Genomic DNA, 24,153 nt, shown 5'->3' with positions numbered 1-24,153 from the left:
GTTCCCGACAGTGCTAATTTTCTTCCAAAGTTGATAGAAGCAGGCTCAATGCTGCGGCTACAGCACCCGTTCGAATCTCGTCGCGCGAGCCAGAAAGGTGCTCCGTCTGAATCGCCGTTGGTTCAACGCTGGGACCCACAATCCCTACGAATACCGTGCCCGCGGGTTTGCCCTCCTGAGTATCAGGGCCTGCGACACCAGTTAGCGAGACCGCCCAATCCGCGCCAGTCTCACGGGCGGCAGCCACGGCCATCTCCTGCGCCGTCGACGCGGAAACCACGCCCCGTTCCTCCAGCTGCTCCAGAGGAACGTGCAAGAAATGGGACTTTACCTCGGTTGCGTAGGTAACCAATCCCCCGCGCAACACTGCAGAGGCGCCGGGCACGGTGGCCACGGTGGCCGCGGCTAGGCCAGCAGTCAGAGACTCGCAAAACGCCACAGTTTCCCGGCGCCGCTTGAGCGTTTCAACTACTTGGCTGGCCAGAGAATCCATTAGGAATTCTGCTTCCGACCGTCAATGAGGTACTGCACACCGGTGACCACGGTGACCACAACTGCCGCGAGCATGACCGCAAAAGTGGGGATATCCATCCAGCTCGGTAGCGGGCACAGATACATGGCAACGGCGATGGTTTGGAGAACAGTCTTTAGCTTGCCGCCCTTAGATGCCGGGACCACCTTGCCCTGGCGCAGCAAAGCCATGCGCCACAAGGTAATGCCGAACTCGCGCACCAGGATAACCACCGTCACCCACACAGGCAGCACACCGATGATATTAAGACAGACGAATGCAGCCGTCATCAGTGCTTTATCTGCGATGGGGTCAGCAATCTTGCCAAAGTTTGTAATCAGACCGCGGGAACGAGCAATGTCGCCGTCCAGCTTGTCCGTGATCATCAAAGCCACAAATAGGCCAAACGCCCACCACTCATGGTCCGCCAGGACAAGCCATGCAAAGACTGGGATAAAAAGAATTCGCAAGCTGGTCAAGACGTTGGGCAGATTCCAGTTGGAAACGTTGGGATTTACATCCGACGCCGCTGCTGCCTTTTGCTGAGCTTGAGAATCATTCACGGGACTAATCCTACCTGCCATGTTGAAGCTCCTGCGGCTGACTCCCCCAACTCCCTAAGATGAGGGGCATGAAGTACATTGCAACACTCTACGAATATGACCCTGAAAATCCGGCCATCGCTGATAACCGTCCGGCGCACCGCGAATTCATCAACGGCCTCAATGCCGAAGGCAAGATTCTTGGCTCAGGCCCATTCCCAGATGCCAAAGGCGGCGCGTTGATTGTCCTCCAGTTCACGGATGAGACGGCCACCATCGAAGACGCTGCCGCAACCATGGACAACGATCCCTTCTTTACATCCGGCGCAGTCACCGCCCGCGACTTCCGCGAGTGGAATCCAGTCATCAACTCGTTTAGCTAGTAGCTAGTAAGCGCCCAACCTCGATAAATGCTAAGACCCGGAGAGGAATGCACAGTGTTTCTCTCCGGGCCTTTATGATGCGGTGTAAACGCCTCTTAAACTTGTGGTTTAAGGCAATTCTGACTGCGGTAGGTCCGCAGCTTTGCCTACAAACTCGCCGCTCTTGGTGCGAACTATCTTGTTACCCTCTTCGTCCCAGTCATAGTGGTTGTGAGATATCGAGATACCACCCTGGGCCTCGTCGCGCTTGCTCTTCAAAACAGAGGCGGCAACGGTCACCGCGAGGACGCCCACGATAACCAGCAGGGACATCAAGGTCGGGATCTCTGGAATGCCGCCGACGTTTTCGCCGCCATTCACGAACGGCAGGTTGTTCTCGTGCAGCGCGTGGAAGAGGAGCTTCACTCCGATGAAGCCCAAGATGATGCCCAGGCCATAAGGCAGGTAGACCAGACGCTCCAAGAGGCCATCAATCAGGAAGAACATCTGGCGCAGGCCCATCAAAGCAAACGCGTTAGTAGTAAAGACCAGGAACGGTTCTGAAGTAATGCCGTAGATAGCCGGGATGGAGTCAAACGCGAACATAACATCGATGAGGCCAATAGCGGTCAGTGCCACGAACAGTGGCGTCAGAGCCAGCTTGCCCTTCTTCGGGCCGGATTCCTCGCGGTGGGTGAGCTTGTCCCCGTGGTAGCGCGGCGTCACGTGAATGACCTTGCGCAGCCACTTGATGACGAGCATGTCGTTGGGGTCCGTCTCCTCAGCGTCGCGGATCTCATCGACGATGAGTTTGACTGCGGTGTAGATAAGGAAGATTGCGAACAGATAGAACACGTCGGACCACGCCTGGATGATCGCAGCACCGAGCATGATGAAGATGAGGCGGAATAGCAGCGCCAACACGATGCCGATCAACAGCACCTTCTGCTGGAAGCGGCGAGGAATCTTGAACGAGCCCATAATCAGTGCGAACACGAAGAGGTTGTCCACGCTCAAGGCCTGCTCAGTCACCCAGCCTGTGTAGAACTGAATGGCGTGCTCGTGATCCCACAGCACCCAGACGATTCCGCCGAAGATGACGGCGAGGCCCATATAAAACAGGGTCCAGGAGCCGGATTCCTTGATGGAAGGCTCGTGCGGGGATCGCACGTGGCTGTAGAAATCAAAGATGAAAAATCCGAGAATGACGACGATGGTGATCGCCCAGATCCACAATGGGACATGCATATATAAATATCCTCCGGTCGGGTTACGAAATTGACCGGAGGTCTCCCCCACCCGCTCGACGCGGGCCAGCGAGACCGGGAACCCTGGTAATAAAACCGAGCTGCCGTGTTGACGATCATCGCTGTGGAGCGGGGTACTCCCCTCCAAGACTCGTCCTATATTACACAAAAGAAAATGCCCTACCGCATTTAAATCGGTAGGGCATTAAATCACCAGCGCAACTGGAGTCCGGTTCTTAGAACGCCCCAGAAGATGGGTTGTAGGTGGCCTGCACGGTGCGTGTGTCGTCGGAGGACGCGGCATCGTCAAGCGCTGCGTCGCCACCGTCAGCAGACTGCGCCATCTCCTCCTGGATTTCCTTCGGGGCTTCAGCCGGATCCGCGCCCTTAATCATCCAGATTATGGTGTCGAGTTCTTCCGGCTTGACCAGAACCTCACGTGCCTTCGAGCCCTCGGAAGGACCCACGACACCGCGGGATTCCATCAAGTCCATCAGGCGACCAGCCTTAGCAAAGCCGATGCGGAGCTTGCGCTGGAGCATCGACGTCGAACCCAACTGGGAGGTAACCACAAGTTCGACGGCCTCAAGCAGATCATCCAGGTCTTTTCCGATGTCCTCGTCGATTTCCTTCTTCGCCTCGGACTTCTTTTCTTCCGTGACGCCTTCAGTGTAGTTCGGCTGGCCTTGTGCCTTCGCGGCATCGACAACAGCCTGAACCTCTTCGTCAGAAACGAACGCGCCCTGCATACGCACCGGGCGTCCGCCTTGCGGGATGAACAGACCGTCGCCCATACCGATGAGCTTCTCAGCGCCACCCTGGTCCAAAATGACGCGGGAGTCAGTCAGCGACGAGGTAGCAAAGGCGAGGCGGGAAGGAACGTTGGTCTTGATCAGACCGGTCACGACGTCCACGGAAGGGCGCTGGGTTGCTAGGACCAGGTGGATACCCGCCGCACGTGCCTTCTGAGTAATACGGACGATGGACTCCTCGATTTCCTTCGGGGCGGTCATCATGAGGTCGGCCAACTCATCCACCACGCACACGATGTATGGGTACGGGCGCATCTCACGCTGGGAGCCGGCAGGTGCCTGGTGCTCGCCGGAGATGACCTTGCGGTTGTAATCCTCAATCTTGCGCACGCGGGCGGACTGCATGTCCATGTAGCGCTGCTCCATCTCCTCGACCAGCCACTGGAGGGCGGCTGCCGCCTTCTTCGGCTGAGTGATGATCGGGGTAATGAGGTGTGGAATTCCTTCGTACGGGGTGAGCTCCACCATCTTCGGGTCAACGAGAATGAGGCGCACCTCCTCCGGGGTCGCGCGGGTGAGCAACGAGACGAGCATGGAGTTCACGAATGCGGACTTACCGGAACCGGTAGCACCCGCCACCAAAAGGTGTGGCATCTTCTTCACGGAGAAGGACGAGTATTCACCCTCAATGTCCTTGCCCAAGCCGATGAGCATTGGATCGACGGAGCCAGCGATGGCCGGGGAATCTAGCACGTCGCGCAGACGCACCATCTCTCGGTCTGCGTTCGGCACCTCGATGCCCACTGCGGACTTGCCCGGGATCGGGGTCAGCAGACGCAGGTTGTCCGTGGCCACGGCGTATGCCAGGTTGGACTGCAGGTTCGTAATCTTGGAGACCTTGACGCCTGGTCCAAGCTCGATTTCGTAGCGCGTAACTGTTGGGCCACGGCTAAAGCCGGTGACCTGGGCGTCGACCTTGAACTCCTCGAAGACATCAGTGATGGCCTCGATGATGCGGTCGTTGGCCTCGGTACGAGCCTTGGCAGGCTTGCCCGGGGTCAGCAGGTCAGTGGTCGGCACGTCGTAGTCGGATTCGCTAGCCACACCAGGGGCAGGTGCCGGGGCCGGTGCAGCAGAAGCCGCCTGTGCAGGTTGCGCCTGTGGTGCGGACTGCTGGGACTGCGTTGCTGGCTCTTCGACGGACTTGCCGGTCGTGGCATCGCGCCCGGATCGCTGTTGGAACAGGCGCACTGCCTCAGCGTGTGCCGAGGAGACCACGTCTGCTGCGGAGTCGAGAGCAGCGCTTGGCGACGCCGCTCCTGCCGCAGCACCCGCAGCCGCGCCAGCGGCAGCACCGGCGGCACCGCCGATTGCGGCACCGGCTGCGCTGGCAGATGCCTGGGAAGTACGGCGCGGGGTTGCCGAGCGCGGAGACGCTGGGAGCACGGTGGTTGACTCCTCGTCGCGGACTACTGGAATCTCATCGGTGTCGTCGACGCTGCGCGGGGTAGCTGAATTGAATTCTGGGCGGCCATGCTGCACTGGATGCGCCGGCGTAGCCGGCTGCGAGATAACCTCGGTCGGCTGCCCCGCATCATCGAGCAGCGCGGACTGCTCGGCGCGCGCTGCAGTAGCTGCGGCGTCCTCATCAGCGTCCTGCATCGGCGCTTGAGCGGAGTCGAAGGAGACCGTTGCGTTTGCGTCTGCCGGGTAGTTATCCATCGGCGTCGACAGGCGGCGTGGGCGCTGGCGGCGTGCGCGGCGCGGCTGCTGCGCCTGGCGTTCCTCACGCGGTGCGCGTTCACGCCCCTCGGCGATGTCCTCGATATCGTCATTGACGTGACCATAGGCGTCGTCGTGGAGCTCCTCGTCGTAGTCCTCATATCGTCCGTCCTTGCGCTCGCGCAAGCCGGCCATGAGGTCGTTGAAGATCGCCGAGATGTAGTCGAAGGCCTCGCGCAGGGTGATACCCGTGATGTTCAAGGCACCGTAAATGATCAGCAGGAACAGCAACGGGACCGCAACATAAGCAGAGAACGCCGCCTCGAGCAGCTGGCCCACGACAAAACCGATGGCGCCGCCGGCGTCACCTGCAGCATTGTTTGACCACGACAGAGCAGGCAGTCCGGCAAAGATGTGGATGAGGCCCAGCATGCACACGATGATGAGGGTGGTACCGCCCACGACGCGTGGCTTGAGGTGACCGGCCACGCCGGATACCCCCATCATGAGCGCCATGGCGAGGGCCACCAGCGCCACTGGTAGCACGTACGCACCTGCGCCGATGGCGTAGCGCACCGCATTGGTGAGGTAGGCACCGATGACGCCCACGATGTCGAACCACACCGCACACGCGAGGACAATCGCGATGCCAATCAGGGTCAGCGCAACCGCATCCGGATTGGAAATCTGGATGGTGCGTTCCTGCCGGGCGACGCGGCCCTCAGGATCGACAGAGCGGTCCAGCGCAGTCTCAGGATTATTCGCGACGTCCTCGCCCCGACCTTTGCCATTGTTCTTGGCGCGGGTTACCTTGCTCTTCTTGGTTTTGCCCCGAGTAGAAATTTCCTCCGGCTCCCTTACATCATCGTAATCTTCAGTGTCATAGTCGCCGTAGATATTGCGATCATCCGCACCGTCGTCACTCGGTCGCAGGTTGTTCATTCCACGGCCGACGCCGCGTGCCATATCGCCCATGCCACGCGCTGTGGCGCCAAAAACCGCGCTTAGCCCACGACCGACAGCACGAAATGCGCTGCCGGTCCTCTCGGAAGAGGTCTCAGCAGCGCGGTTTGCGGAAGTCAGCGTGAGATGCTCGGAGTTTCCCCGGCTCGAGGACTTACCTGTACCGGTACGGCCAGACGGCCGCGATCGGTTCGCAGGGCGGGCGCTTCCCTTTGAGGAGCGGCCACGGTGCGAGGCGCGTGACGGTGCGTTTTTGACAGACATATCCGCCACTCTAGTAGCCCTTGCACCACTATTCACATACGCCACACTAGTTTCGGGTGGATATTTTCCTTAGTGAATAAGGCTTCTACACGCTTTTGCATCCTCAATGAACAGTAAGGCACAACTTACTGCGCATATTCCAGCCTAAGGGCTTGACACAAAGTTAGAGGCTGGATCGGACGATAGCATTGTTATCGCCCTCAATCTTGACGTCACTGGCGTCACGGCCGTAGGTCCACAGCACCAGTTCGGAGACTGGGCCCAGGACGCGGACGACGTCGTCCCCGCGCTCAGCCACCTTCTTACTATCGCCCACGACGATGCGAGCAAGGCCCTCCGGGTACAAGACAACCGGCTTCGCGGACTTGCTCAACATGCGGGGAGCCAACATTTTCAACCCCTTGTGGAGTTCCTTCTCCACTGCCTTTGAAAAGTCGCGCGGCTCGGTCATACCGTTGGCACGGCGAATGTCCTCATGGTGGATGAAGTGCTCAGTGAAGTTTGCCAGTGAATCAACGTAGCGCATTGGGTTCGTCTTCTTCGCTCCCCTCCCCCAAGCATCAACCAGCTCATCGAAGTCACGCGCTGCTGCTTTCTGCATCGCCGACTCAAGGCGCTTTTGCAGCTGCGGGATGAACATCCCAGCGGCCGCGTCAGGGCGGTTTTCCCTTACCCACAAGTGCGCGGCAAGGTCGCGAGTGGTCCAGCCTTCGCACAGCGTAGGGGCATCCGGACCGAGTTTATGGAACAGCGCCACCATCTTGACGCGCTCAGCAGAAGAAAACGACATGTGCCCCAGCATAGACTGCCGGGGCACATGTCGTTTGAGAGGTTTAGCCTAAAGCTCCTAAAGCTACTGCCTCATTTAAAGAGACTCGCGGGAAGCCTCTACCTCTTCGTCATCAGCCAAGAGCGGACCAGAGTTTGTCGGGATGATGGTCGGCAAGATGACTGGCTCGCGCTTGTACTTGGAATCCATGAGCTTGGATACCTTGCGGCGCAGCTTCTGCACCATGCGGTAGGTATCGTTCTCGCCCTCAGCGGCGAGATCGTTCATCGTGGACTCAACCAACTTGGCAACCTCCGGCACGATGCCGCGGTCATCGTCAGAGAAACCAGTGGTGGATACAGCCGGATGCTCAAGCAGCCGGGACGTGCGGTTATCAATCACACAGGTGATGGAAACGACGCCGCCAGAGCCGAGGTTGGTGCGGTCTGCCAGGGTATCTGCGTCGACGTCACCCATGGAGACGCCATCGACGTAGAGGTTACCCACGGTAATCTGGCCAACAACCTCTGCACGGCCGTTGCGCAGATCAACGACAACGCCGTTCTGTGCCAGAACCACGCGGTCGCGGTCAACGCCAGTGGAGACTGCCAGTTCCTTGTTTGCACGCAGGTGACGCCACTCGCCGTGGACCGGCATAACGTTCTTCGGACGCGCAGCGTTGTACAGGAAGAGCAGCTCGCCGCCGTAGCCGTGGCCGGAGGCGTGAACCTTGGCTTCCTTGTTGGTGATAACTTCAGCACCAATCTGGGAGAGCATGTTCATGACACCGTAAACGGCCTCTTCGTTGCCCGGAATCAGGGACGAGGAGAAGATGATGAGGTCGCCGTCGCGGACGGTGATCTGACGGTGCTCACGGCGTGCCATGCGTGACAACGCAGCCATTGGCTCGCCCTGGGTACCGGTGGTGATGAGCAAGACCTTGTGCGGTGCCATCTTGGCAGCCTCGTCGATCGGGATGATGGTTCCGCGCGGAACCTTCAGGAAGCCCATCTTCTCGGCGATTTCCATGTTGCGCATCATCGAGCGGCCGTTGAAGGCAACCTTGCGGCCAGCATAAACGGCGGCGTCGATAGCTGCCTGTACACGGTACACGTTGGACGCGAAGGTTGCGATGATGACGCGCTGCTTAGCATTGGACACCAGGCGGCGGAAGGTAGCCGGGATATCTCCCTCGGATGCGGAAACGCCCGGGATGTTCGCGTTGGTGGATTCGCAGAGCATCAGGTCGACGCCCTCATCACCGTAGCGAGATAGCGCCGGAAGGTCGGTCGGACGGTTATCCAGCGGGGTCTGGTCCAGCTTGATGTCACCGGTGTGGATGATATTGCCAGCCGGGGTGCCCAGCATGATGCCCAGTGCATCCGGAACGGAGTGGTTAACTGCCCAAAAACGGCAGCGGAACGAACCGTAGTTCACATCCGACTTCTCGTTGACCTCAACGAACTTCGGCTTCTGGCGGTGCTCCTTACACTTCGCCGCAATCAGCGCGATGGTAAAGCGCGATGCCACGATTGGAATATCCGGGCGCAGCTTCAGCAGCCACGGGATAGCACCAATGTGGTCCTCGTGAGCGTGGGTGACAACGAGTGCCTTGACCTTGTGAATCTTCTTCTCGATCGGGCCAAAGTCCGGCAGGATCAGGTCGACGCCCGGCTCGCCAGAGGACGGGAAGAGCACGCCGCAGTCGATGATGAGCAGCTCATCCTGGTACTCGAAGACGGTCATGTTACGGCCAATTTCGGAGATACCGCCTAGAGCGTAGATGCGCAGGGCATCCTTCGGCTGCTTTGGTGGTTCCGGCAGACGCTTAGTCAGATCCGCGCCCTGCATCGACTTCGGCACGTTGCGGCGACCGCGGTTGTTGTTGCGGTTGCCGCGGCCACCGTTGTTGCCGTTGCCATTGTTCTCATTACCGCCATTGTTTCCGTTACCGCCGCGACCGCGACCACGGCCGCCACGGGAGCCACGGGAACGGGAGCGACGGTTGTTGCCGCCCTCGTTGTTGCCCGAATTATCGGAATTGTTGCCACCGTTGTTGCCGTTGCCAGAGGACTGGCCATCGGAGGTGTTCTTGGAATTTTTCTCACCGGATTCCGTGCGCGCCGAATTGGTCGGTGCCTGAAAAACCGGCGAAGCCGCCTCATTCGAGGCGGTCTCAGTTTCCGCTGGTGGGCCCGCCTTGCGGGTAACCTTGCGGGAACGGTTACGGGGTTCAGTCATTCTTAAAGGACTCCAGCCTTTTCCATATCACGGCGAAGCTCCTCGATCTCCTGCGCGGAGGCCGCGACAACTGGGAGACGAGGGTCGCCGACTTCGATGCCCTGCAGACGCAGGGCAGCCTTTGCGAGTGTTGCTCCTCCCAGACGCGCTTGCGCCTGGATGAGCGGGGTCAAAGTTTGTGCATTGATCTCCCTTGCGCGTGCAAGGTCGCCTTCTTCGAAGGCAACAAGGAGATCCGCGAGAGCACGCGGAGCTGCGTGGCCGACGACCGAAATGACGCCGGAGGCGCCCAAGGTCAGCCAAGGCAGGTTCAGCGGATCATCGCCGGAGTACCAAGCCAAGCCGGTCTCCTGAATAAGCGGTGCGGCCGCGCCAAGGTCGCCTTTAGCGTCCTTGACAGCCTTGATGTTCGGCAATTCCGCAAGGCGGCGGATGGTCTCCGTCGCAATTGGAATGCCCGAGCGGCCAGGAATGTCATAGAGGCAGATCGGAAGATCGGTTGCCTCGGCAATTGCTGCGAAGTGGGCGTACACACCTTCTTGAGAAGGCTTGGAGTAGTAAGGAGCCACAACGAGCAGGCTGTCTGCACCCGCTTCTGCGGAAGCCTTGGCCAACTCGATGGACACTGCGGTGTTGTTGGTACCTGCACCTGCGCAGAGCTTTGCGCGGTCCCCTACTTCTTCCTTGACGGCCTTGAGCAGCTCTAGCTTCTCATCCAGCGTTGTCGTCGGCGATTCACCCGTGGTACCAGCCAGGATGAGGGAATCTACGCCGTTGTCAACGAGGTGAGCTGCTAGACGACGCCCCGCGGCTACATCGAGTTTGCCATCGCGGTCAAACGGGGTGACCATGGCTACTCCGACGCGGCCGAAGGTTTCTACGCCTGTCTTTGCTGTCATACCTGTGCTCATAGCCGTCAAGATTACCCGCTTCCCGCGAAAATTTGTTCATCGGGGTCGCGTGGCGGAACAAGCTATGGCCACCGCCACGGACTTGAACTAGGCGTATGGGCTCGATGCCATTTCGGTGCCGTCGGCAAGCTGCGTGATGTGGAAATCATCAAAGAGGACCGGCGACTGCTCGCGCAACAGCTTGAGGCAGGCAATCGCTAGCTCGCGCATCTCGGTATCCGCCTGCTCTGTGGCACGCGCGCCGATGAAATGGCGCCAAGCGCGGTAGTTACCAGTCACGACAATGCGCGATTCCGTCAGGTTGGGCAGCACGGCGCGCGCTGCTTGCCGCGCCTGCTTCTTCCGCAGGAGGGCATTCGGCTCGTCTTCCAGCTTGCCCTCCAGCGCGCTGAGCAACTCGTTGTAGACAAAACGCGTCTCATCCACTGCTTGCATGGTCAGTCGCGTCAGCTGCTCGTCCTCTGCAATGAGCTTGGGCAGCACCACCTGTGTTTCTTCCGGGTGCACGTAGCGTTGCGAAAGCTGCGAGAAGGAAAAGTGGCGGTGGCGCACCAGCTCATGACTGGCAGAGCGCGACAGGCCGCGGATGTAGAGCGTAGCCGTGGCGTGTTCCAGCAGCGCATCGTGGCCCACCTCAAGGATGTGACGCAGGTACGCGGGGTTGCTGGCGGTGCGTGGATTCGGCTTATCGAAGGACTCGTAGCAAGCCCGGCCGGCAAATTCGACGAGAGCCTCGCCATCGGAGGCTGCCTGCTCCCTCTCCCACTCGATGCCCTGCGGCGGGTGGAACTGCGTTGCCGCGATGAGCTGGACGTCCAGTTCGCTAATGCGTGCCATATTTTATGCCTTATGTCTTCTTTAATGCCTTATGTCTTCCCGATAGTCCGACTTATAGGCCCAAGTACTTCTCAAGACCCACGGTCAGCCCGGGGTGCTCTGCAATCTGGCGAACGCCAACCAGCACGCCTGGGGTGAAGGAAGAACGATCATAGGAATCCTGGCGGATGGTCAAGGACTGCCCCTGGGCGCCGAAGATGACCTCCTCGTGGGCAACCATGCCGCGGGTACGCACGGCGTGGACTGGGACACCGTCGACGTCGGCGCCGCGTGCGCCTTCGAGAGCCTGCTCGGTAGCGTCCGGCATCTCTCCTAGGCCTGCTTCCTTGCGGGCTGCCGCAATGCCTTGCGCGGTGTGGATGGCGGTGCCAGAAGGCGCATCCAGCTTGGTTGGGTGGTGGTACTCCACAACCTCGGCGGTCTCGAAGTACTTCGCAGCCTGTGCTGCGAAAACCATGGTCAGCACGGCGGAGATAGCAAAGTTTGGTGCAATCAGGACGTTGCCGGCGCCATCTTGCTTGGTCCACTCCTCGACCTGTGCCAGGCGGTCTGCGTCGAAACCGGTGGTGCCCACGACGCAGTGAATGCCGTTGCCAATGCAGAACTCGAGGTTTGCCATCACCGAAGACGGCTGGGTGAAGTCAACGATAACCTCGGCGTGGTTATCCACCAGCACCTGCAGGTCAGTATCGCGGTCAACCTCAGCGACCAGCTCGAGGTCATCTGCCGCATCAACGCCTTCTACAATCGCCTGGCCCACGCGGCCCTTCGCACCCAAGACTCCCACTTTGATAGCCATAAATGCTCCTTGCCCTGTTCAATGTTCAATCTAAATTTAAATACGTATAAGCACGCTACATCTAGCGCAGGCCTTATTGCCTGCCCCAACGCCGACCAGTCTAACGCGCCAGTTCGCAACGTAGGCTTTGTGCCATGCGTATCTATACTGCTTCCTTGCTTGTCGACGACGTCGCTCGCGCCCACGATTTCTACGTCAACACCTTGGGTTTCAAGGTTAAAGACGATGACACCGTGGGCAACCTCATCCAAATGGTGCAACTCAAGCTTTAGCGTCGCTGTGTCTGGCGGGCAGTGCAGGAATGATTTAAAGATTGTGCACAAGCGTGAGCCCGTTTTCTTAGACTGGTCAGCATGATGCCTCTCAAACTCTCTGCGCCTTCCTATTCGCTTTCTCATCGCCGCCGCCTGTACGTTGTGGCCGCCACCTTAACCACGGCCACGCTTACGCTTTCCGCCTGCACCGGCAGTGCCTCCAACGACAACAGCCACAGCGCGCCGCTATCTACCGTGGCGCCTTCTGAGACTACGCCGCCGACGAGCAGTCAAACGTTAGAGGAGACCACAAACCCGCAGCCGACAAGCACCGAACAGAAATCAGATGGGCTTCCAGAGGGCTTCTTAGGCACTCCAGATACGGCAGACATCGACTTCGACGAAACCTCTGAAGGCGAACTAATCCCAACCACTATGCGTGCTGGTAGCCATCAAGGCTACGACCGCGTTGTCATAGAGTTCGCGGGCGCCGGCATTCCGCGGTGGTGGGCACACTACACCGAGTCCACAAGCGCACCAGGGTCGGGGTTCCCCGTGCCCTACTCCGGCAATATCGCTCTCGAAATAGGCCTCGAACACACACCGTGGCCCGATAGCCAAGAGCTCCGAGACGCAATGCTCAAGCCCCATGCCCAAACGCCTGGCGCGGGTGTCGTGCGCAGCGTGGAATTTGTCAGCGCATTCGAGGCCCAGTCTCACTTCGTTATTGGGCTCGATAAGAAAGTGCCCTATTCCATCACGTACTTGGACGGTCCACCTCGCATTGTCATTGACTTCCTCACCAACTCTTAAGGCTTGTCCCTAGCCACCGATGACGCTAGAGACAAGGAAAGGCGCCCTCGCTAGCAGCCGGCATAGTTGCGACCGCCAAGCGAGGGCGCCGTTGTGAGACAGCCGCATCACACGGCTTGTCGGGAGGATGCGACTAGTCTTCCTCGACTGGAACCAAGGAGATCTTGCCGCGGTTGTCGATGTCTGCGATTTCCACCTGGATCTTATCGCCGACGTTGACGACGTCCTCGACCTTCTCGATGCGCTCGTCGCCGCCGAGCTTGGAGATGTGGATGAGGCCATCACGGCCTGGGGTCAGGGAGACAAACGCGCCGAAGGCTACGGTCTTAACGACGGTGCCCAGGAAGCGCTCGCCGACCTTCGGCAGCTGCGGGTTAGCAATGGAGTTAACCTTCTCGATCGCGGCGTCGGCAGCCTCACCAGTTGCGGCGGAGATGTAGACGGTGCCGTCTTCCTCGATAGAGACCTCAGCGCCGGTCTCCTCAGTAATCGAGTTGATGGTCTTGCCCTTCGGGCCGATGAGCTCGCCGATCTTGTTGACCGGAATCTTCACGGAAGTGATCTTCGGTGCCAGACCAGACATCTCGTCTGGGCCTTCGATGACCTCAGCCATGGTGTCCAGGATCGTGGCGCGGGCGTCGCGAGCCTGCTCCAGGGCCTGCGCCAGGACCTTGGACGGGATACCGTCCAGCTTGGTGTCCAGCTGCAGAGCGGTGATGTACTCGGAGGTACCTGCAACCTTGAAGTCCATGTCGCCGAAAGCGTCCTCAGCACCGAGGATGTCAGTCAGAGCGACGAACTTCTCCTTGCCGTCTACCTCGCCGGAGACAAGACCCATTGCGATACCTGCAACCGGTGCCTTCAGCGGCACGCCAGCGTTGTACAGGGACAGAGTCGATGCACAAACGGAGCCCATGGAGGTCGAACCGTTGGAGCCGAGAGCCTCAGAGACCTGGCGGATGGCGTATGGGAAGTCCTCACGGGAAGGAATAACCGGAAGCAGTGCGCGCTCAGCGAGTGCACCGTGGCCGATTTCGCGGCGCTTCGGGGAGCCAACGCGGCCGGTCTCACCGGTGGAGTACGGCGGGAAGTTGTAGTGGTGCATGTAACGCTTGCCCGTGACCGGGGTCAGGGAATCGATCTGCTGCTCCATCTTGAGCATGTCCAGGGTGGTAACGCCCAGGATCTGGGTCTCGCCGCGCTCGAACAGGGAGGAACCGTGGGCGCGTGGGATGAGGTCAACCTCAACGCCCAGGTCACGGATGTCGGTGACGCCACGGCCGTCGATGCGGAAGCCCTCGGTGAGGATCTTCTTACGCACGATGGCCTTCATGACAGCGTTATACGCAGCGCGGATCTGCTTGGAGGCATCCTCGTCCTCGAACTTCTCAAGGAGATCCGCCTCGACCTGCTCCATGTACTCGTTCGTTGCGTCGTCGCGGTCCTGCTTGCCCGGGATGGTCAGCAGCTTCTCCAGCTTCTTAGAGGCTGCCTTCTCAACTGCGGCGAAGACATCATCGGTGTACGGCGGGAAGAGCGGGAACTCCTGAGTTTCCTTAGCAGCGCGCTCAGCCAGACCTGCCTGAGCCTCGCACAGGGTCTTGATGAACGGCTTGGCTGCTTCGAGGCCCTCAGCAACAGTGGATTCCTGCGGTGCCGGTGCGCCTTCCTTGATTCGCTCAGCAACGTTGGTGCCTGCGCCAGCCTCGACCATCATGATGGCAACGTCTTCCTTGTTGCCCTTCTTTACGATGCGGCCGGCAACGACCATCTCGAACAGTGCGCGCTCGTGCTGCTCGTGGTTCGGGAATGCAACCCACTGGCCCTTCGGGTGCTTGTCATCAGCGATGAGTGCCATGCGCACGCCGCCGACAGCGCCGGAAACCGGCAGGCCAGACAGCTGCGTGGAAGCAGAAGCGCCGTTGATGGCGATGACGTCGTAGTACTCCTCCGGCGCCATAGAAAGTACGGTAACAACGACCTGTACCTCATTGCGCAGACCCTTGACAAAGGTCGGGCGCAGTGGACGGTCAATCAGGCGGCAGGCCAGGATGGCCTCGGTGGAGGGACGGCCCTCACGGCGGAAGAAGGAGCCCGGAATCTTTCCGGCTGCGTACATACGCTCCTCGACGTCCACGGTCAGTGGGAAGAAGTCAAAACCTTCACGTGGCTGGTTGGAGGCAGTGGTGGTGGACAGGAGCATGGTGTCCTCGTCCAGGTAAGTGGTGACAGAGCCGCCCGCCTGACGAGCCAGCAGGCCAGTCTCGAAACGGATGGTGCGGGTGCCAAAATCGCCATTGTCAAGGGTGGCGATTGCTTCGGTGATACCGAATTCTTCATCAATGTTGAACTCAACAGCGTTTCTAGCGCTCAAAGTTTTCTACTCCTTGTAGCCCGGCGATCATCGGTGCCGCCGGTGAAAAATGGTGGGGTTTCTACAACGAGTAGCGATTTTAGCAGCTTTCCTGGGATTATGTCGAACATCACGCGCCCCGACTCGCGGTACAGACTTAGACTTAAGCCATGGCCATGTTGTTGCTGTGGTCGCTTCCCACACTCATCTACCTGCTCCTGCGCCACCAGCCGGCAGTCGCCGTCTGCGGACTGGGACGTCCATGGGCGCGCGGGTGGGCGTGGGCAGCGATGATGCTGCTCGTGTTGCTGGTGCTGAGCTACCTCGCGTTGTTGCCTGTGTCGGCGGAGGTTGTCGCGCAGGCCACGACTGCAACAACGGCAATGGGATTCCTCGCGATGGCGCTGCGCGCGGTGGGCGAAGAAATCTTCTTCCGCGGTTTCCTACAAGGAATTATCACCCAGCGCTGGAATGCCGGCGCGGGAATTACAGTGCAGGGCCTCCTCTTCGGCCTCATCCACCTACCGCTGGCCATGCTGGATATCAGCCTCATCCCGCTCTTTGTTTTGCAGATTGCCACCGGCTTCGCCCTGGGTTGGCTGCGCGAGAAAAGCGCTTCTCTATGGCCCGGCGCCGCCGTGCACGCTACCATCAACGTCCTCACGGCAGTGCTCCTCGTGTAGCCCACGCGCGGGACTAGGCGAACGGGTCGCGCCCTCCCAGCATCATTTCGAAGCGCGCATAGTCCTCAAGCGACGCAAAGTGGCGCGCATAGAGGTCCACGTCTCCCTCGACCGTGCCGTCGAGTGCGGGCGCGACATCCACGATGTGGCGCATCACGATTGTGGGATGCTCTGCCGATTCTTGGCTACGCGCCAGCGCCTCGACCTTCGCGCGCGCCTCATCGTCGTCTGTGGCACGGACGAGGACAAAATCTTCCCGGAAATACGACGGCTCACTGGGCTCTACCGATTCAAGTTCAAAGACGACAATGCCGATATAAGGTTCCATGGTGCCAAGCTACCACCTCCAGGGCCGCGACACCTGCTTCGCGATCAAGATGGCCCTAAAACGCAACAAACCCCGTCCGAAGACGGGGTTTGAAAGCTACCGAAAGGCTTAGCGGCGCAGGCCCAGGCGGGAGATGAGGTCACGGTAACGATCGATGTCGTTAGCTGCGAGGTACTTCAGCAGGCCGCGGCGACGACCGACCATCAGCAGCAGACCACGACGGGAGTGGTGATCGTGCTTGTGGAACTTCAGGTGCTCGGTCAGGGTGTTGATACGGGAGGTCAGCAGAGCGATCTGTGCCTCTGGGGAGCCGGTGTCGGTCTCGTGCAGGCCGTACTCCTTGAGGATCTCTGCCTTCTTCTCGGTGCTCAAAGCCATGTTGGATTTCTCCTATTGTATTTCAGTCCGCATGAAATTCTTAGCGCCTTTAACTGCTGCGGACCGCAGTCACAAAGCCAAGCGATAACTTTAACAGCTTTTCTGCCCCAAACCCAAACTGCGGCTTCTTGGCACAATTCGCAGAAGACATGTCACTTGCTGCACGTCAATGCTGTTGCAGGAGCGAATTGAGCTTGTCCATCAGCTCAGCCGCAAAGCGCGGGGCATCCACCTCTACTGCCACGTGGGCAGCCTTGTGTGGTTCTTTCATCCTGGCAACATCGCCGATGGTGCGGCCCGGGGTCGTGCCCGTAGTTTCGCAGGCCAGGTTGGTGTCGAAGCAGGTGACCAGGCTAGGGTCTGCCGCCACGGCCACCGCGAGCGGATCGTGCAGGCCACAACCGCCCAGGTCCGGTTCGATGGCGGCGTAGGCGCGGATGTAATAGTCGAGCATGTCCGCATAAACGCGTCCGGCCCGCGTACCAAGCCCACGCCACTGCCTGGTCTCCGCAGCGGTCAGAAGCGTTTGCAACGTGACATCCAAGCCCACCATCGTCACGTCGCGGGCGGTACGGAAGAGGAAGTCCGTGGCGGCGGGGTCCTGTGCCACATTGGCCTCAGACCAGGTGGTGACGTTGCCCGGCACGGTCAGGGCGCCGCCCATCATCACGATGCGAGTGTCCGCGAGTGCCGGTTCAGCTTTCAGCGCCGCCGCAATCGTGGTCGAAGGCCCAGTCGGGATAATCACCAGGTCTTCGCCATATTCACGCGCCGCCCGGCACAAAAACTCCACTGCAGATTCTTCCTGTACCTGCCCGCGCGGCGGCGGAAGCAGGACGTCGCCAATGCCATTGCGTCCATGGATGAAGGCAGAAATGGGCTTAACCTGGAACCCCGCCGGCTGCGTACCGGCAAAGACCGGGACGTCGCCCGCGCCGAGCAGCTCCAGCAGCACCAAGGTATTGCGCACGCCCAGTTCCACCGGCACGTTGCCATAAGTCACGGTCACGCCGATGAGCTCAAGGTCAGGATGCGCCAGCGCATAGGCCAGCGCCAGGGCATCGTCGATCCCGGTATCGAGATCCAAAATGACCTTCATTTAGCCCTCCTGCAGGAAGTACTGGTCCTTCTCCCAACCACATGCCTTAGCATCCTCGGCGAGGACCTCACGCGCCTTGGCCACATCTGCCGCCATCGCATCCAGCAGCTCCTCCACGGAATTGAACTTCACCATGTCGCGCAGATGATCCACGAACTTCACGGTGGCCACGTGCCCATATAGATCAGCATCGCGATCCAGCACGAAGGACTCGATGGAACGCTCCTCGTCGCCGAAAGTCGGGTTCGTGCCCACAGAGATCGCCGCCGCATAAGCCATGCCGTGGTCCATGTTGCCCTCGACGGGCGCCTCAGCCGGCTCCAGGATGAACCAGCCCGCATAGACGCCATCGGCCGGAATCGCCACGCTGTCCGGGAAGTACTGATTGGCGGTCGGGAATCCCAGCTCCTTGCCGCCGCGTCCGGCACCGCGCACCACCGGGCCCGTCACCGAGAAGTGGCGGCCAAGCGCCCAATTAGCCTTGGCAATCTCACCTGCTGCCAAGTTGGCGCGGATATTTGTGGAGCAGATTCGCACCCCGGCGTCGTCAAGCAACGGCACCACGTCGACGCTAAAGCCATGGGTTTTACCGAACTCCACCATCGCGTCCGCCGTGCCGCTCGCGCCCGCACCGAACGTGAAATTCTCCCCCACGACCACGTGACGCGCATGCAACTTTCCCACAATCAGGTCTTCGACGTAGTGCTGCGGAGTCGTGCCCACGAGCTCCTTGGTGAAGTCGATGACGAGCACCGCATCGATGCCCATCTCTTCCGCCAACTGCAAGCGCCGCTCAAACGTCACCACGGACAGCGGCGCGCGTTCCGGGAGGAAGACCGCGACGGGGTGCGGATCAAAAGTCACCATCACCGTGCGCAATTCCTCCGCGCGCGCATAGCTCACCGCATTATTAATGAGCTGCTGATGGCCGCGGTGTACGCCGTCAAAGACGCCGATGGTCACCGCAGTCGGGCCAAAGTCACCGGGGATGCTGTCGATTCCGTACCAAATATCCACGGCCACCATGCTAATGCACGGCGAGGCGTGGAATAGACTGCAGGGCATGACTGATGCGCTCGCAAATTCTGGCCTAGTGGTAGTGGACAAGCCGCAAGGCATGACCTCACACGATGTGGTGGGCCGCCTCCGCCGCATATTTCACACCCGCAAAGTGGGCCACGCAGGCACCCTCGACCCGATGGCCACCGGCGTTTTGGTGGTCGGTTTGGAACGCGGCACCAAGTTCCTCGCGCACATGGTCGCGTCAACCAAGTCCTACGCCGCCACCATTCGCCTTGGCATGGCAACGCATACTGACGACGCCGAGGGCGAGCGCACCTGGGGCGAGCCTGCAAGCGAACTCGATATGGAGCAGGTTAATAAAGAGGTCGCAGCTCTCACCGGTGACATCATGCAGCGCCCCGCCGCGGTCTCTGCAATCAAGATCGACGGCAAGCGCGCCCACGAACGCGTGCGCGAGGGCGAGGAGGTAGAAATCCCCGCCCGCCCGGTTACGGTCAGCCGCTTCGACATCCTCGCCCACCGCATCGAAGGTGAGTACCTGGACCTCGACGTCACCGTTGATTGCTCATCTGGCACCTATATCCGCTCCCTCGCCCGCGACTTAGGTGAGGTGCTCGGCGTGGGCGGTCACCTCACCGCTCTGCGCCGCACGGAGGTAGGGCCATTTACGCTTGGCGACGCCCGGACCCTCGACGAGCTCGCTGATGCTCCGGCGCTTTCGCTCTCCCTCGACGAGGCGCTCGCCCGCTCCTACCCTGTCCTTCAGGTCACCGAAGGCGAGGCAAAAGCGCTCGCCATGGGCAAATGGCTCGAACCGCGCGGGCTAAAGGGCACCTATGCGGCGGTAGATCCTGATGGTCACTCGATTGCGCTCATCAAGGAAAAGGGCAAGCGCCTGGCCACGGTCTTCGTGGCGCGGCCGTCGACGCTTTAGGCCCGTGGGTGGGCTATTAAGAGCCCGCCACTAAAAGCCCACCGCGGGCACCACCGTGGAAACGATGACGAAGCCATCGCGGATCATCCAACGGCCGCTAATCAGCGGCACGGGGGTCGGCCGGGCCAAGATATAGGAGATCAAGGTGCCGTCGAGGCGCAGGTCGATCTCTGCTTGGTCGAAGTCCAGCCAGCGATGAGTCATGGGAAACCACGCTTTGTACGTGGCTTCCTTGGCGCAGAACAATAAGCGATCGGGGCAGCTAATCCCGGCGTCGGCAAGCCGCGTTAACTGCGTCATCTCCCCTGCGCGCGCAATCATGGTCAGCACGTGATCGGGCAATGGCTCGGCAGGTTCGGCATCGAGGCCCATGGAGCGCACGTGTTTACTCGGAGCCGCCACTGCCGCGCGCAGGCCCTCTGTATGCGTCATAGAACCGGTATAGCCGTGCGGCCACAGCGGCATGCCCCGCTCGCCGCGCATGATGGGCTCCTGACTTTCACAGCCCAGCTCCTGCAAAGCACGATGCGCACACCAGCGGGCGTCTCCGAATTCCGCCTTGCGCACGTCAACTGCCTGGGAGACCAAGGATTGCTCCTGCGGGTCCAGCTGCGTGTAATTCATCAGATCCGTAATCGAAGCGTCGGTGCGCACGTAACAGTAGCGGGCGGTATCTGGGAACAGGTTTGGTTCCAGCATTAGCGCACCTCCTCAAGCGCCGAGGACGCAGACTCATCACTGTGTAGGACCGGATAGGGCCACTGCTGGAGATGGCCGTGCGCCTCCCATTCGCGGGGATAGCCCAGTGAGACCTCGATGTGGTCTACCCCATCGACGTTGATGCAGCCGGGCAGATGCAGGTGACCGTAGATGACCGCCTGGGCGTTATAGCGCCGCGCCCACGAGCGGGTATGGCGAGTGCCGCACCACAGGGCGATTTCCGGCCACGCCATGCGCAGCGTGGGTTCTTGAACCAGCGGCCAGTGATTGACCAACACCGTAGGTCCACTTACCCGGGAAAGGCGCTTGATGGAATAGGCAAGGCGATCCCAGCACCAGGCGCGAATGTCGACGAAGGGAGCGATGGCGAAGTCATCGGTCATGACAATCTGGTGTTCACGGGCACGCTCTAAGGCGCCCTCGACGGTAGTGCCGGGTGGGCGGAAGCTGTAATCATAAAGGGTAAACAGCGGCACAATGGTCACCCCACCGAAGACGGGATATGGGTCCTCCGGAGTCACTACGCCGATTTCGCGGCAGCCCTCCACCAGCTCGTCATACTTGGCGCGGCCCTGGCACCTATCTTGGGAACGCGAGAAGAGCTCGTGGTTTCCCGGCACCCAGATCACCTTGGCATAACGCCGCGAAAGCTTGGTGAGGATGCGCAGTACGAGTTCGGTGCGCTCGGCCACGTCACCGGCCACGATGAGCCAATCGGCAGGATCTTCCGGGTAAAGCTCATCGATGCGGCTGGAATTAGCGCGCACTGCCGCGTGGAGATCTGACACCGCCCATAAGGTCGCCATGGCGTGCTCCTTTCTTCTTTCCTCTTCAGGTTAGACCACAGCCCAGCGCATCGAGCGGAAGCGATAGACCACGCCGAGGAAACGGATGGAAACAAACAACGCAAGACCGCACCACACGCCGGGAAGGCCCGCTCCCAAGGCGTAGGCCGCCCACACACCGGGCAGGAATCCGCAAAGCACCGAAACGATGGTCAGTGTGCGCAGGAAGGCGGCATCGCTGGCGCCGAGCAGGACGCCGTCGAGTGCAAAGACCACTCCTCCCAGAACCACCATGGCAATCATGATGAGCCACGGCACACGGATGACCTCGAGCACCGCTGCATCGGTGGTAAAAAGCGCAGGAATGATACCGATGCCCAGGGCTAGGACTGCGCCGAGCCCGAGAGCAAAGGCCGTGGAGTAGAAAGTGACCTTGGTTCCGACGCTGCGCGCATGCTTGGCCGAGCCCGCGCCGAGCGCCGCGCCGGTCAACGCCTGGGCGGCGATGGCCAGAGAATCCAGCACGAGCGACAGGAAGTTCCACAGCTGAATCATGATCTGGTGCGCGGCAAGCTGGGCCGTACCGAAGCGGGAAGCCACGGCGGCGGCCGAAAGAAAGGCCACCTGGAAGCTGGCAGAGCGCACGATGAGATCGCGGCCCAACACGAGCTGGCGCTTGACGACGCCCCACTGCAGCCGCCAAGAGCCCACGTGCTCACGGTGAAGTTCCCACAGGAAGAGCGAGGCCATGATCGCCATGCCCAGCACCGTGGCCCAGGCGGAGCCGGCAAGGCCCCACTGGTGGACAAAGAGCGGCACCGCGATGGCGCCGGGGATGAGGCCGGCCAGGGTAAAGATCAGCGGCTTTACTGTGTTTTGAACGCCGCGCATCCAACCGTTGCCTGCCATCTCGATGAGATTGAGCGGGATAGCGAAGGCGGCGATGCGCAGCCACAGCGCGGTGTCCTGGGCGGTCTCAGGGTTGCCGGTCAGCCACTGGGCAAAGTGGCCGGCACCGATCCACATGATGACGGCCAGGGACATGCCCACGCCAAGGGCTACGTAGGTTGCCTGCACGCCCTCGGCTACGGCTTCGTTCTTCTTGCCCGCGCCGAAAAGCCGCGAGGCGCGCGCCGTGGTGCCATAGGAAAGGAAGGTCAGCTGGGTTGTCACCATCGTATGGATGGTGGCAGCAGCGCCGAGTGCCGCGAGTTGGTGCGCGCCGAGGCGGCCCACCACTGCGGTATCGAGCAGTAGGTACAACGGCATGGCAGCCAACACGCCCAGCGCCGGAAATGCGAGGCGAAATACCTCACCAGCGCTCACGCGGGTGACTGCCTTATCTGGCTTCGAAGTATCTTCTGGTTCTGCCGAAGCATTGTCCTGTTCGCGCCGCGTGATGGTTACTCCCCTACAGCATTTTCTTCGTCGTAAGCGGCAAGTGCGTCGACGAGATGAGCAATGATTTCTTCTGGCTTGCCCAGGGCCGTATAACCGGCCGCCGGGATGTGCCCGCCGCCGTCGAACATGAGCGCCACCTGCGCGCAGTTAACGGTGGAAGAACGCAGCGACACCGCCCAGACTCCCGCGCGTTGCTCCTTGAACACCACGCCCATGTCGGTGCCTTTGAGCGCGCGCACGAAGTCCACCATGGATTCCACGGCGGAATCGGAGTGCGACTGTACTTCCTCAACGGGCACAATAAGCGTGCCGAGGCGGTGCTCGCCGGCTTCGATGATGCGCAGACCAGACAGCACGCGGCCGACCATCTGCACGTCGTCGGCAGTATTGGAGTCCATCAGATCCACTGCGATCTGCTTGGTATCGAGCCCGTAGAACATCAGGCGGGCAGCGATGTCGTGCATGGCTGGCCGGCCCCAGCGGAAGCTGCCGGTGTCGGTGACCAGACCGGCATAGAGGCAATGCGCAATCCCGCGATCGATCTGCACGGAGAGCATATCGAGGACGTCGAGAAGCACCACAGTGGTGGACTCGCACTCCGGATCAATCAGGTTGATGGAACCGAAACCGCGGTTCGATGCGTGGTGGTCGATGCACAGAACGCGGCCGGTGCCCGCCATCTTCTCCAACTCCCGCATGAGAGCTCCGGTGCGGTCGATGGAACCGCAGTCCACCGTGACATAAAGGTCATAGCCTTTGGGCAGGGTGTTAACGAGCTCAATCTCGTCGGCGGCAGGGATGGTGAAGAGATTGTTCGAAATCGGGTGTTCCTGGCCGATGACGGTGCGGGTCTGCTTGCCTCGCTGGCGCAACGCCAGGTTCAACGCGGCGGCAGAGCCGATAGCATCCGCATCGGGGCGCAGGTGCGTAATGATGCAGATGCTGCTCGCTTCTATCAAGGCGTCGGCGGCGCTTTGATAATCAGTGCGGCGCACCCTAGGCCTCTTCCCGAGCGGAATCCTTGTATGGGTTCGCGTCTCCAGCGGGCTTCGCGTTGGCCTTCAGCTTGGCAAGCTCCGCATCGCGGGCGCGGGCGCGCGCCAGCAAATCCTCCATGTGGGCGGAAGCCTCCGGAACGGTATCGACCTCGAAGGCGAGCGTCGGGGTAAAGCGCACGGAGAGCTGATCGCCCACAATCTTGCGCAGTTGGCCCTTCGCGCGATTGAGTGCCTCTGCTGCCTTGTCAAAGTCCGGCTCGGAGTCGATGTCCTTGCCGCGCACGGTGTAGTAAACGGTGGCATCGTGGAGATCACCCGTGACGCGAGTATCGGTGATGGTCACCATCTCGAGGCGACGGTCCTTGATCTCGCGTTCGATGGCACTCGCCACGATTTCCTGAATACGCTTAGCCATTCGTGCAGCACGCGCGTGGTCAACCATGGTGCAACTCCTTCTCCGTCGA

At 60.5% G+C, this 24,153-nt stretch carries 24 protein-coding genes; 5 read left to right on the top strand and 19 right to left on the bottom strand.

What is annotated here, in order from left to right; genetic code table 11:
• Positions 1–13: 13 nt before the first annotated feature.
• On the bottom strand, positions 14–493 hold the full coding sequence (locus I6I72_RS12440) for a nicotinamide-nucleotide amidohydrolase family protein (protein WP_005528999.1): 480 nt from the start codon (positions 491–493) through the stop codon (positions 14–16).
• A complete protein-coding gene (gene pgsA / locus I6I72_RS12435) occupies positions 493–1,095 on the bottom strand; it encodes a CDP-diacylglycerol--glycerol-3-phosphate 3-phosphatidyltransferase (protein WP_172453515.1) in 603 nt (200 codons plus the stop codon). The genes I6I72_RS12440 and pgsA overlap by 1 nt, the downstream gene beginning before the upstream one ends.
• Before the next feature lie 47 nt (positions 1,096–1,142).
• Here pgsA and I6I72_RS12430 point away from each other — a divergent pair, with 47 nt between their 5' ends.
• Entirely contained in the window at positions 1,143–1,436 is a 294-nt protein-coding gene (locus tag I6I72_RS12430) for a YciI family protein (protein WP_046645309.1), read from the top strand.
• A 108-nt stretch (positions 1,437–1,544) separates the two neighbouring features.
• Here I6I72_RS12430 and I6I72_RS12425 read toward each other — a convergent pair whose 3' ends face one another.
• From I6I72_RS12425 to dapB, 7 genes are all read right to left on the bottom strand, one after another.
• Positions 1,545–2,663, bottom strand: coding sequence for a TerC family protein (locus tag I6I72_RS12425; RefSeq protein ID WP_049063452.1), 1,119 nt, complete (start codon positions 2,661–2,663; stop codon positions 1,545–1,547).
• 235 nt (positions 2,664–2,898) lie between these two features.
• A complete protein-coding gene (locus I6I72_RS12420; protein ID WP_201807102.1) occupies positions 2,899–6,363 on the bottom strand; it encodes an FtsK/SpoIIIE family DNA translocase in 3,465 nt (1,154 codons plus the stop codon).
• A gap of 163 nt (positions 6,364–6,526) precedes the next feature.
• Positions 6,527–7,165: a TIGR03085 family metal-binding protein gene (locus tag I6I72_RS12415; RefSeq protein WP_201807884.1), complete on the bottom strand. Its 639-nt coding sequence runs from the start codon at positions 7,163–7,165 to the stop codon at positions 6,527–6,529.
• A 63-nt stretch (positions 7,166–7,228) separates the two neighbouring features.
• On the bottom strand, positions 7,229–9,373 hold the full coding sequence (locus I6I72_RS12410; RefSeq protein WP_201807085.1) for a ribonuclease J: 2,145 nt from the start codon (positions 9,371–9,373) through the stop codon (positions 7,229–7,231).
• Between the two features lie 2 nt (positions 9,374–9,375).
• Positions 9,376–10,284: a 4-hydroxy-tetrahydrodipicolinate synthase gene (gene dapA / locus I6I72_RS12405; protein WP_005528992.1), complete on the bottom strand. Its 909-nt coding sequence runs from the start codon at positions 10,282–10,284 to the stop codon at positions 9,376–9,378.
• Between the two features lie 87 nt (positions 10,285–10,371).
• Complete coding sequence (thyX, locus tag I6I72_RS12400; RefSeq protein ID WP_201807082.1) at positions 10,372–11,121, bottom strand: FAD-dependent thymidylate synthase; 750 nt, start codon at positions 11,119–11,121, stop codon at positions 10,372–10,374.
• A 52-nt stretch (positions 11,122–11,173) separates the two neighbouring features.
• Positions 11,174–11,920, bottom strand: a complete 747-nt coding sequence (gene dapB / locus I6I72_RS12395) for a 4-hydroxy-tetrahydrodipicolinate reductase (RefSeq protein WP_049145034.1) — start codon at positions 11,918–11,920, stop codon at positions 11,174–11,176.
• Positions 11,921–12,054: 134 nt separating this feature from the next.
• Between dapB and I6I72_RS12390 the strand changes: the two genes are divergently transcribed.
• A complete protein-coding gene (locus I6I72_RS12390) occupies positions 12,055–12,192 on the top strand; it encodes a VOC family protein (protein ID WP_110301985.1) in 138 nt (45 codons plus the stop codon).
• A gap of 81 nt (positions 12,193–12,273) precedes the next feature.
• Complete coding sequence (locus tag I6I72_RS12385; RefSeq protein WP_100621965.1) at positions 12,274–12,987, top strand: AMIN-like domain-containing (lipo)protein; 714 nt, start codon at positions 12,274–12,276, stop codon at positions 12,985–12,987.
• A gap of 133 nt (positions 12,988–13,120) precedes the next feature.
• Here I6I72_RS12385 and I6I72_RS12380 read toward each other — a convergent pair whose 3' ends face one another.
• Positions 13,121–15,361: a polyribonucleotide nucleotidyltransferase gene (locus I6I72_RS12380; RefSeq protein ID WP_049145728.1), complete on the bottom strand. Its 2,241-nt coding sequence runs from the start codon at positions 15,359–15,361 to the stop codon at positions 13,121–13,123.
• Positions 15,362–15,510: 149 nt separating this feature from the next.
• On the opposite strand from I6I72_RS12380, the gene I6I72_RS12375 reads away from it, so the two are divergent.
• Positions 15,511–16,023 (top strand): CPBP family intramembrane glutamic endopeptidase, encoded by a 513-nt coding sequence (locus tag I6I72_RS12375; protein WP_049145725.1) that lies wholly within the window; start codon positions 15,511–15,513, stop codon positions 16,021–16,023.
• Between the two features lie 13 nt (positions 16,024–16,036).
• Here I6I72_RS12375 and I6I72_RS12370 read toward each other — a convergent pair whose 3' ends face one another.
• The 4 genes from I6I72_RS12370 to I6I72_RS12355 form a co-directional block, all read right to left on the bottom strand.
• On the bottom strand, positions 16,037–16,351 hold the full coding sequence (locus I6I72_RS12370) for a DUF4288 domain-containing protein (protein ID WP_046645302.1): 315 nt from the start codon (positions 16,349–16,351) through the stop codon (positions 16,037–16,039).
• 108 nt (positions 16,352–16,459) lie between these two features.
• Positions 16,460–16,729, bottom strand: a complete 270-nt coding sequence (gene rpsO, locus I6I72_RS12365) for a 30S ribosomal protein S15 (protein ID WP_005528980.1) — start codon at positions 16,727–16,729, stop codon at positions 16,460–16,462.
• 166 nt (positions 16,730–16,895) lie between these two features.
• The gene (locus I6I72_RS12360) at positions 16,896–17,828 is read right to left on the bottom strand and encodes a nucleoside hydrolase (protein ID WP_110092443.1); all 933 of its coding nucleotides are present in this window, start codon (positions 17,826–17,828) and stop codon (positions 16,896–16,898) included.
• Positions 17,829–18,854, bottom strand: a complete 1,026-nt coding sequence (locus tag I6I72_RS12355) for a bifunctional riboflavin kinase/FAD synthetase (RefSeq protein WP_005528978.1) — start codon at positions 18,852–18,854, stop codon at positions 17,829–17,831.
• 37 nt (positions 18,855–18,891) lie between these two features.
• Here I6I72_RS12355 and truB point away from each other — a divergent pair, with 37 nt between their 5' ends.
• Positions 18,892–19,785 (top strand): tRNA pseudouridine(55) synthase TruB, encoded by an 894-nt coding sequence (gene truB, locus I6I72_RS12350; RefSeq protein WP_049063463.1) that lies wholly within the window; start codon positions 18,892–18,894, stop codon positions 19,783–19,785.
• 30 nt (positions 19,786–19,815) lie between these two features.
• Here truB and I6I72_RS12345 read toward each other — a convergent pair whose 3' ends face one another.
• From I6I72_RS12345 to rbfA, 5 genes are all read right to left on the bottom strand, one after another.
• Positions 19,816–20,484 (bottom strand): 4'-phosphopantetheinyl transferase family protein, encoded by a 669-nt coding sequence (locus tag I6I72_RS12345; RefSeq protein WP_049191737.1) that lies wholly within the window; start codon positions 20,482–20,484, stop codon positions 19,816–19,818.
• Positions 20,484–21,311 (bottom strand): metallophosphoesterase family protein, encoded by an 828-nt coding sequence (locus tag I6I72_RS12340; protein WP_005528975.1) that lies wholly within the window; start codon positions 21,309–21,311, stop codon positions 20,484–20,486. Before I6I72_RS12340 ends, I6I72_RS12345 begins: the two co-directional genes overlap by 1 nt.
• A gap of 30 nt (positions 21,312–21,341) precedes the next feature.
• The gene (locus I6I72_RS12335) at positions 21,342–22,616 is read right to left on the bottom strand and encodes an MATE family efflux transporter (RefSeq protein ID WP_100087088.1); all 1,275 of its coding nucleotides are present in this window, start codon (positions 22,614–22,616) and stop codon (positions 21,342–21,344) included.
• Between the two features lie 77 nt (positions 22,617–22,693).
• Positions 22,694–23,686, bottom strand: coding sequence for a DHH family phosphoesterase (locus I6I72_RS12330; protein ID WP_005528972.1), 993 nt, complete (start codon positions 23,684–23,686; stop codon positions 22,694–22,696).
• Between the two features lies 1 nt (position 23,687).
• The gene (rbfA, locus tag I6I72_RS12325; RefSeq protein WP_034656829.1) at positions 23,688–24,131 is read right to left on the bottom strand and encodes a 30S ribosome-binding factor RbfA; all 444 of its coding nucleotides are present in this window, start codon (positions 24,129–24,131) and stop codon (positions 23,688–23,690) included.
• Positions 24,132–24,153 lie beyond the last annotated feature (22 nt).

It is taken from the genome of Corynebacterium striatum (assembly GCF_016728105.1).
Classification (GTDB): domain Bacteria; phylum Actinomycetota; class Actinomycetes; order Mycobacteriales; family Mycobacteriaceae; genus Corynebacterium; species Corynebacterium striatum.
This window is presented reverse-complemented; position numbering and strand designations above follow the sequence as displayed.

What these genes read in the sequence shown, in the direction of transcription:
- I6I72_RS12440 (WP_005528999.1), bottom strand. Translation starts at nt 493, where the DNA reads ATGGATTCTCTGGCCAGCCAAGTAGTTGAAACGCTCAAGCGGCGCCGG.
- pgsA (WP_172453515.1), bottom strand. Translation starts at nt 1,095, where the DNA reads ATGGCAGGTAGGATTAGTCCCGTGAATGATTCTCAAGCTCAGCAAAAG.
- I6I72_RS12430 (WP_046645309.1), top strand. Translation starts at nt 1,143, where the DNA reads ATGAAGTACATTGCAACACTCTACGAATATGACCCTGAAAATCCGGCC.
- I6I72_RS12425 (WP_049063452.1), bottom strand. Translation starts at nt 2,663, where the DNA reads ATGCATGTCCCATTGTGGATCTGGGCGATCACCATCGTCGTCATTCTC.
- I6I72_RS12420 (WP_201807102.1), bottom strand. Translation starts at nt 6,363, where the DNA reads ATGTCTGTCAAAAACGCACCGTCACGCGCCTCGCACCGTGGCCGCTCC.
- I6I72_RS12415 (WP_201807884.1), bottom strand. Translation starts at nt 7,165, where the DNA reads ATGCTGGGGCACATGTCGTTTTCTTCTGCTGAGCGCGTCAAGATGGTG.
- I6I72_RS12410 (WP_201807085.1), bottom strand. Translation starts at nt 9,373, where the DNA reads ATGACTGAACCCCGTAACCGTTCCCGCAAGGTTACCCGCAAGGCGGGC.
- dapA (WP_005528992.1), bottom strand. Translation starts at nt 10,284, where the DNA reads ATGAGCACAGGTATGACAGCAAAGACAGGCGTAGAAACCTTCGGCCGC.
- thyX (WP_201807082.1), bottom strand. Translation starts at nt 11,121, where the DNA reads ATGGCACGCATTAGCGAACTGGACGTCCAGCTCATCGCGGCAACGCAG.
- dapB (WP_049145034.1), bottom strand. Translation starts at nt 11,920, where the DNA reads ATGGCTATCAAAGTGGGAGTCTTGGGTGCGAAGGGCCGCGTGGGCCAG.
- I6I72_RS12390 (WP_110301985.1), top strand. Translation starts at nt 12,055, where the DNA reads ATGCGTATCTATACTGCTTCCTTGCTTGTCGACGACGTCGCTCGCGCC.
- I6I72_RS12385 (WP_100621965.1), top strand. Translation starts at nt 12,274, where the DNA reads ATGATGCCTCTCAAACTCTCTGCGCCTTCCTATTCGCTTTCTCATCGC.
- I6I72_RS12375 (WP_049145725.1), top strand. Translation starts at nt 15,511, where the DNA reads ATGGCCATGTTGTTGCTGTGGTCGCTTCCCACACTCATCTACCTGCTC.
- I6I72_RS12370 (WP_046645302.1), bottom strand. Translation starts at nt 16,351, where the DNA reads ATGGAACCTTATATCGGCATTGTCGTCTTTGAACTTGAATCGGTAGAG.
- rpsO (WP_005528980.1), bottom strand. Translation starts at nt 16,729, where the DNA reads ATGGCTTTGAGCACCGAGAAGAAGGCAGAGATCCTCAAGGAGTACGGC.
- I6I72_RS12360 (WP_110092443.1), bottom strand. Translation starts at nt 17,828, where the DNA reads ATGAAGGTCATTTTGGATCTCGATACCGGGATCGACGATGCCCTGGCG.
- I6I72_RS12355 (WP_005528978.1), bottom strand. Translation starts at nt 18,854, where the DNA reads ATGGTGGCCGTGGATATTTGGTACGGAATCGACAGCATCCCCGGTGAC.
- truB (WP_049063463.1), top strand. Translation starts at nt 18,892, where the DNA reads ATGACTGATGCGCTCGCAAATTCTGGCCTAGTGGTAGTGGACAAGCCG.
- I6I72_RS12345 (WP_049191737.1), bottom strand. Translation starts at nt 20,484, where the DNA reads ATGCTGGAACCAAACCTGTTCCCAGATACCGCCCGCTACTGTTACGTG.
- I6I72_RS12340 (WP_005528975.1), bottom strand. Translation starts at nt 21,311, where the DNA reads ATGGCGACCTTATGGGCGGTGTCAGATCTCCACGCGGCAGTGCGCGCT.
- rbfA (WP_034656829.1), bottom strand. Translation starts at nt 24,131, where the DNA reads ATGGTTGACCACGCGCGTGCTGCACGAATGGCTAAGCGTATTCAGGAA.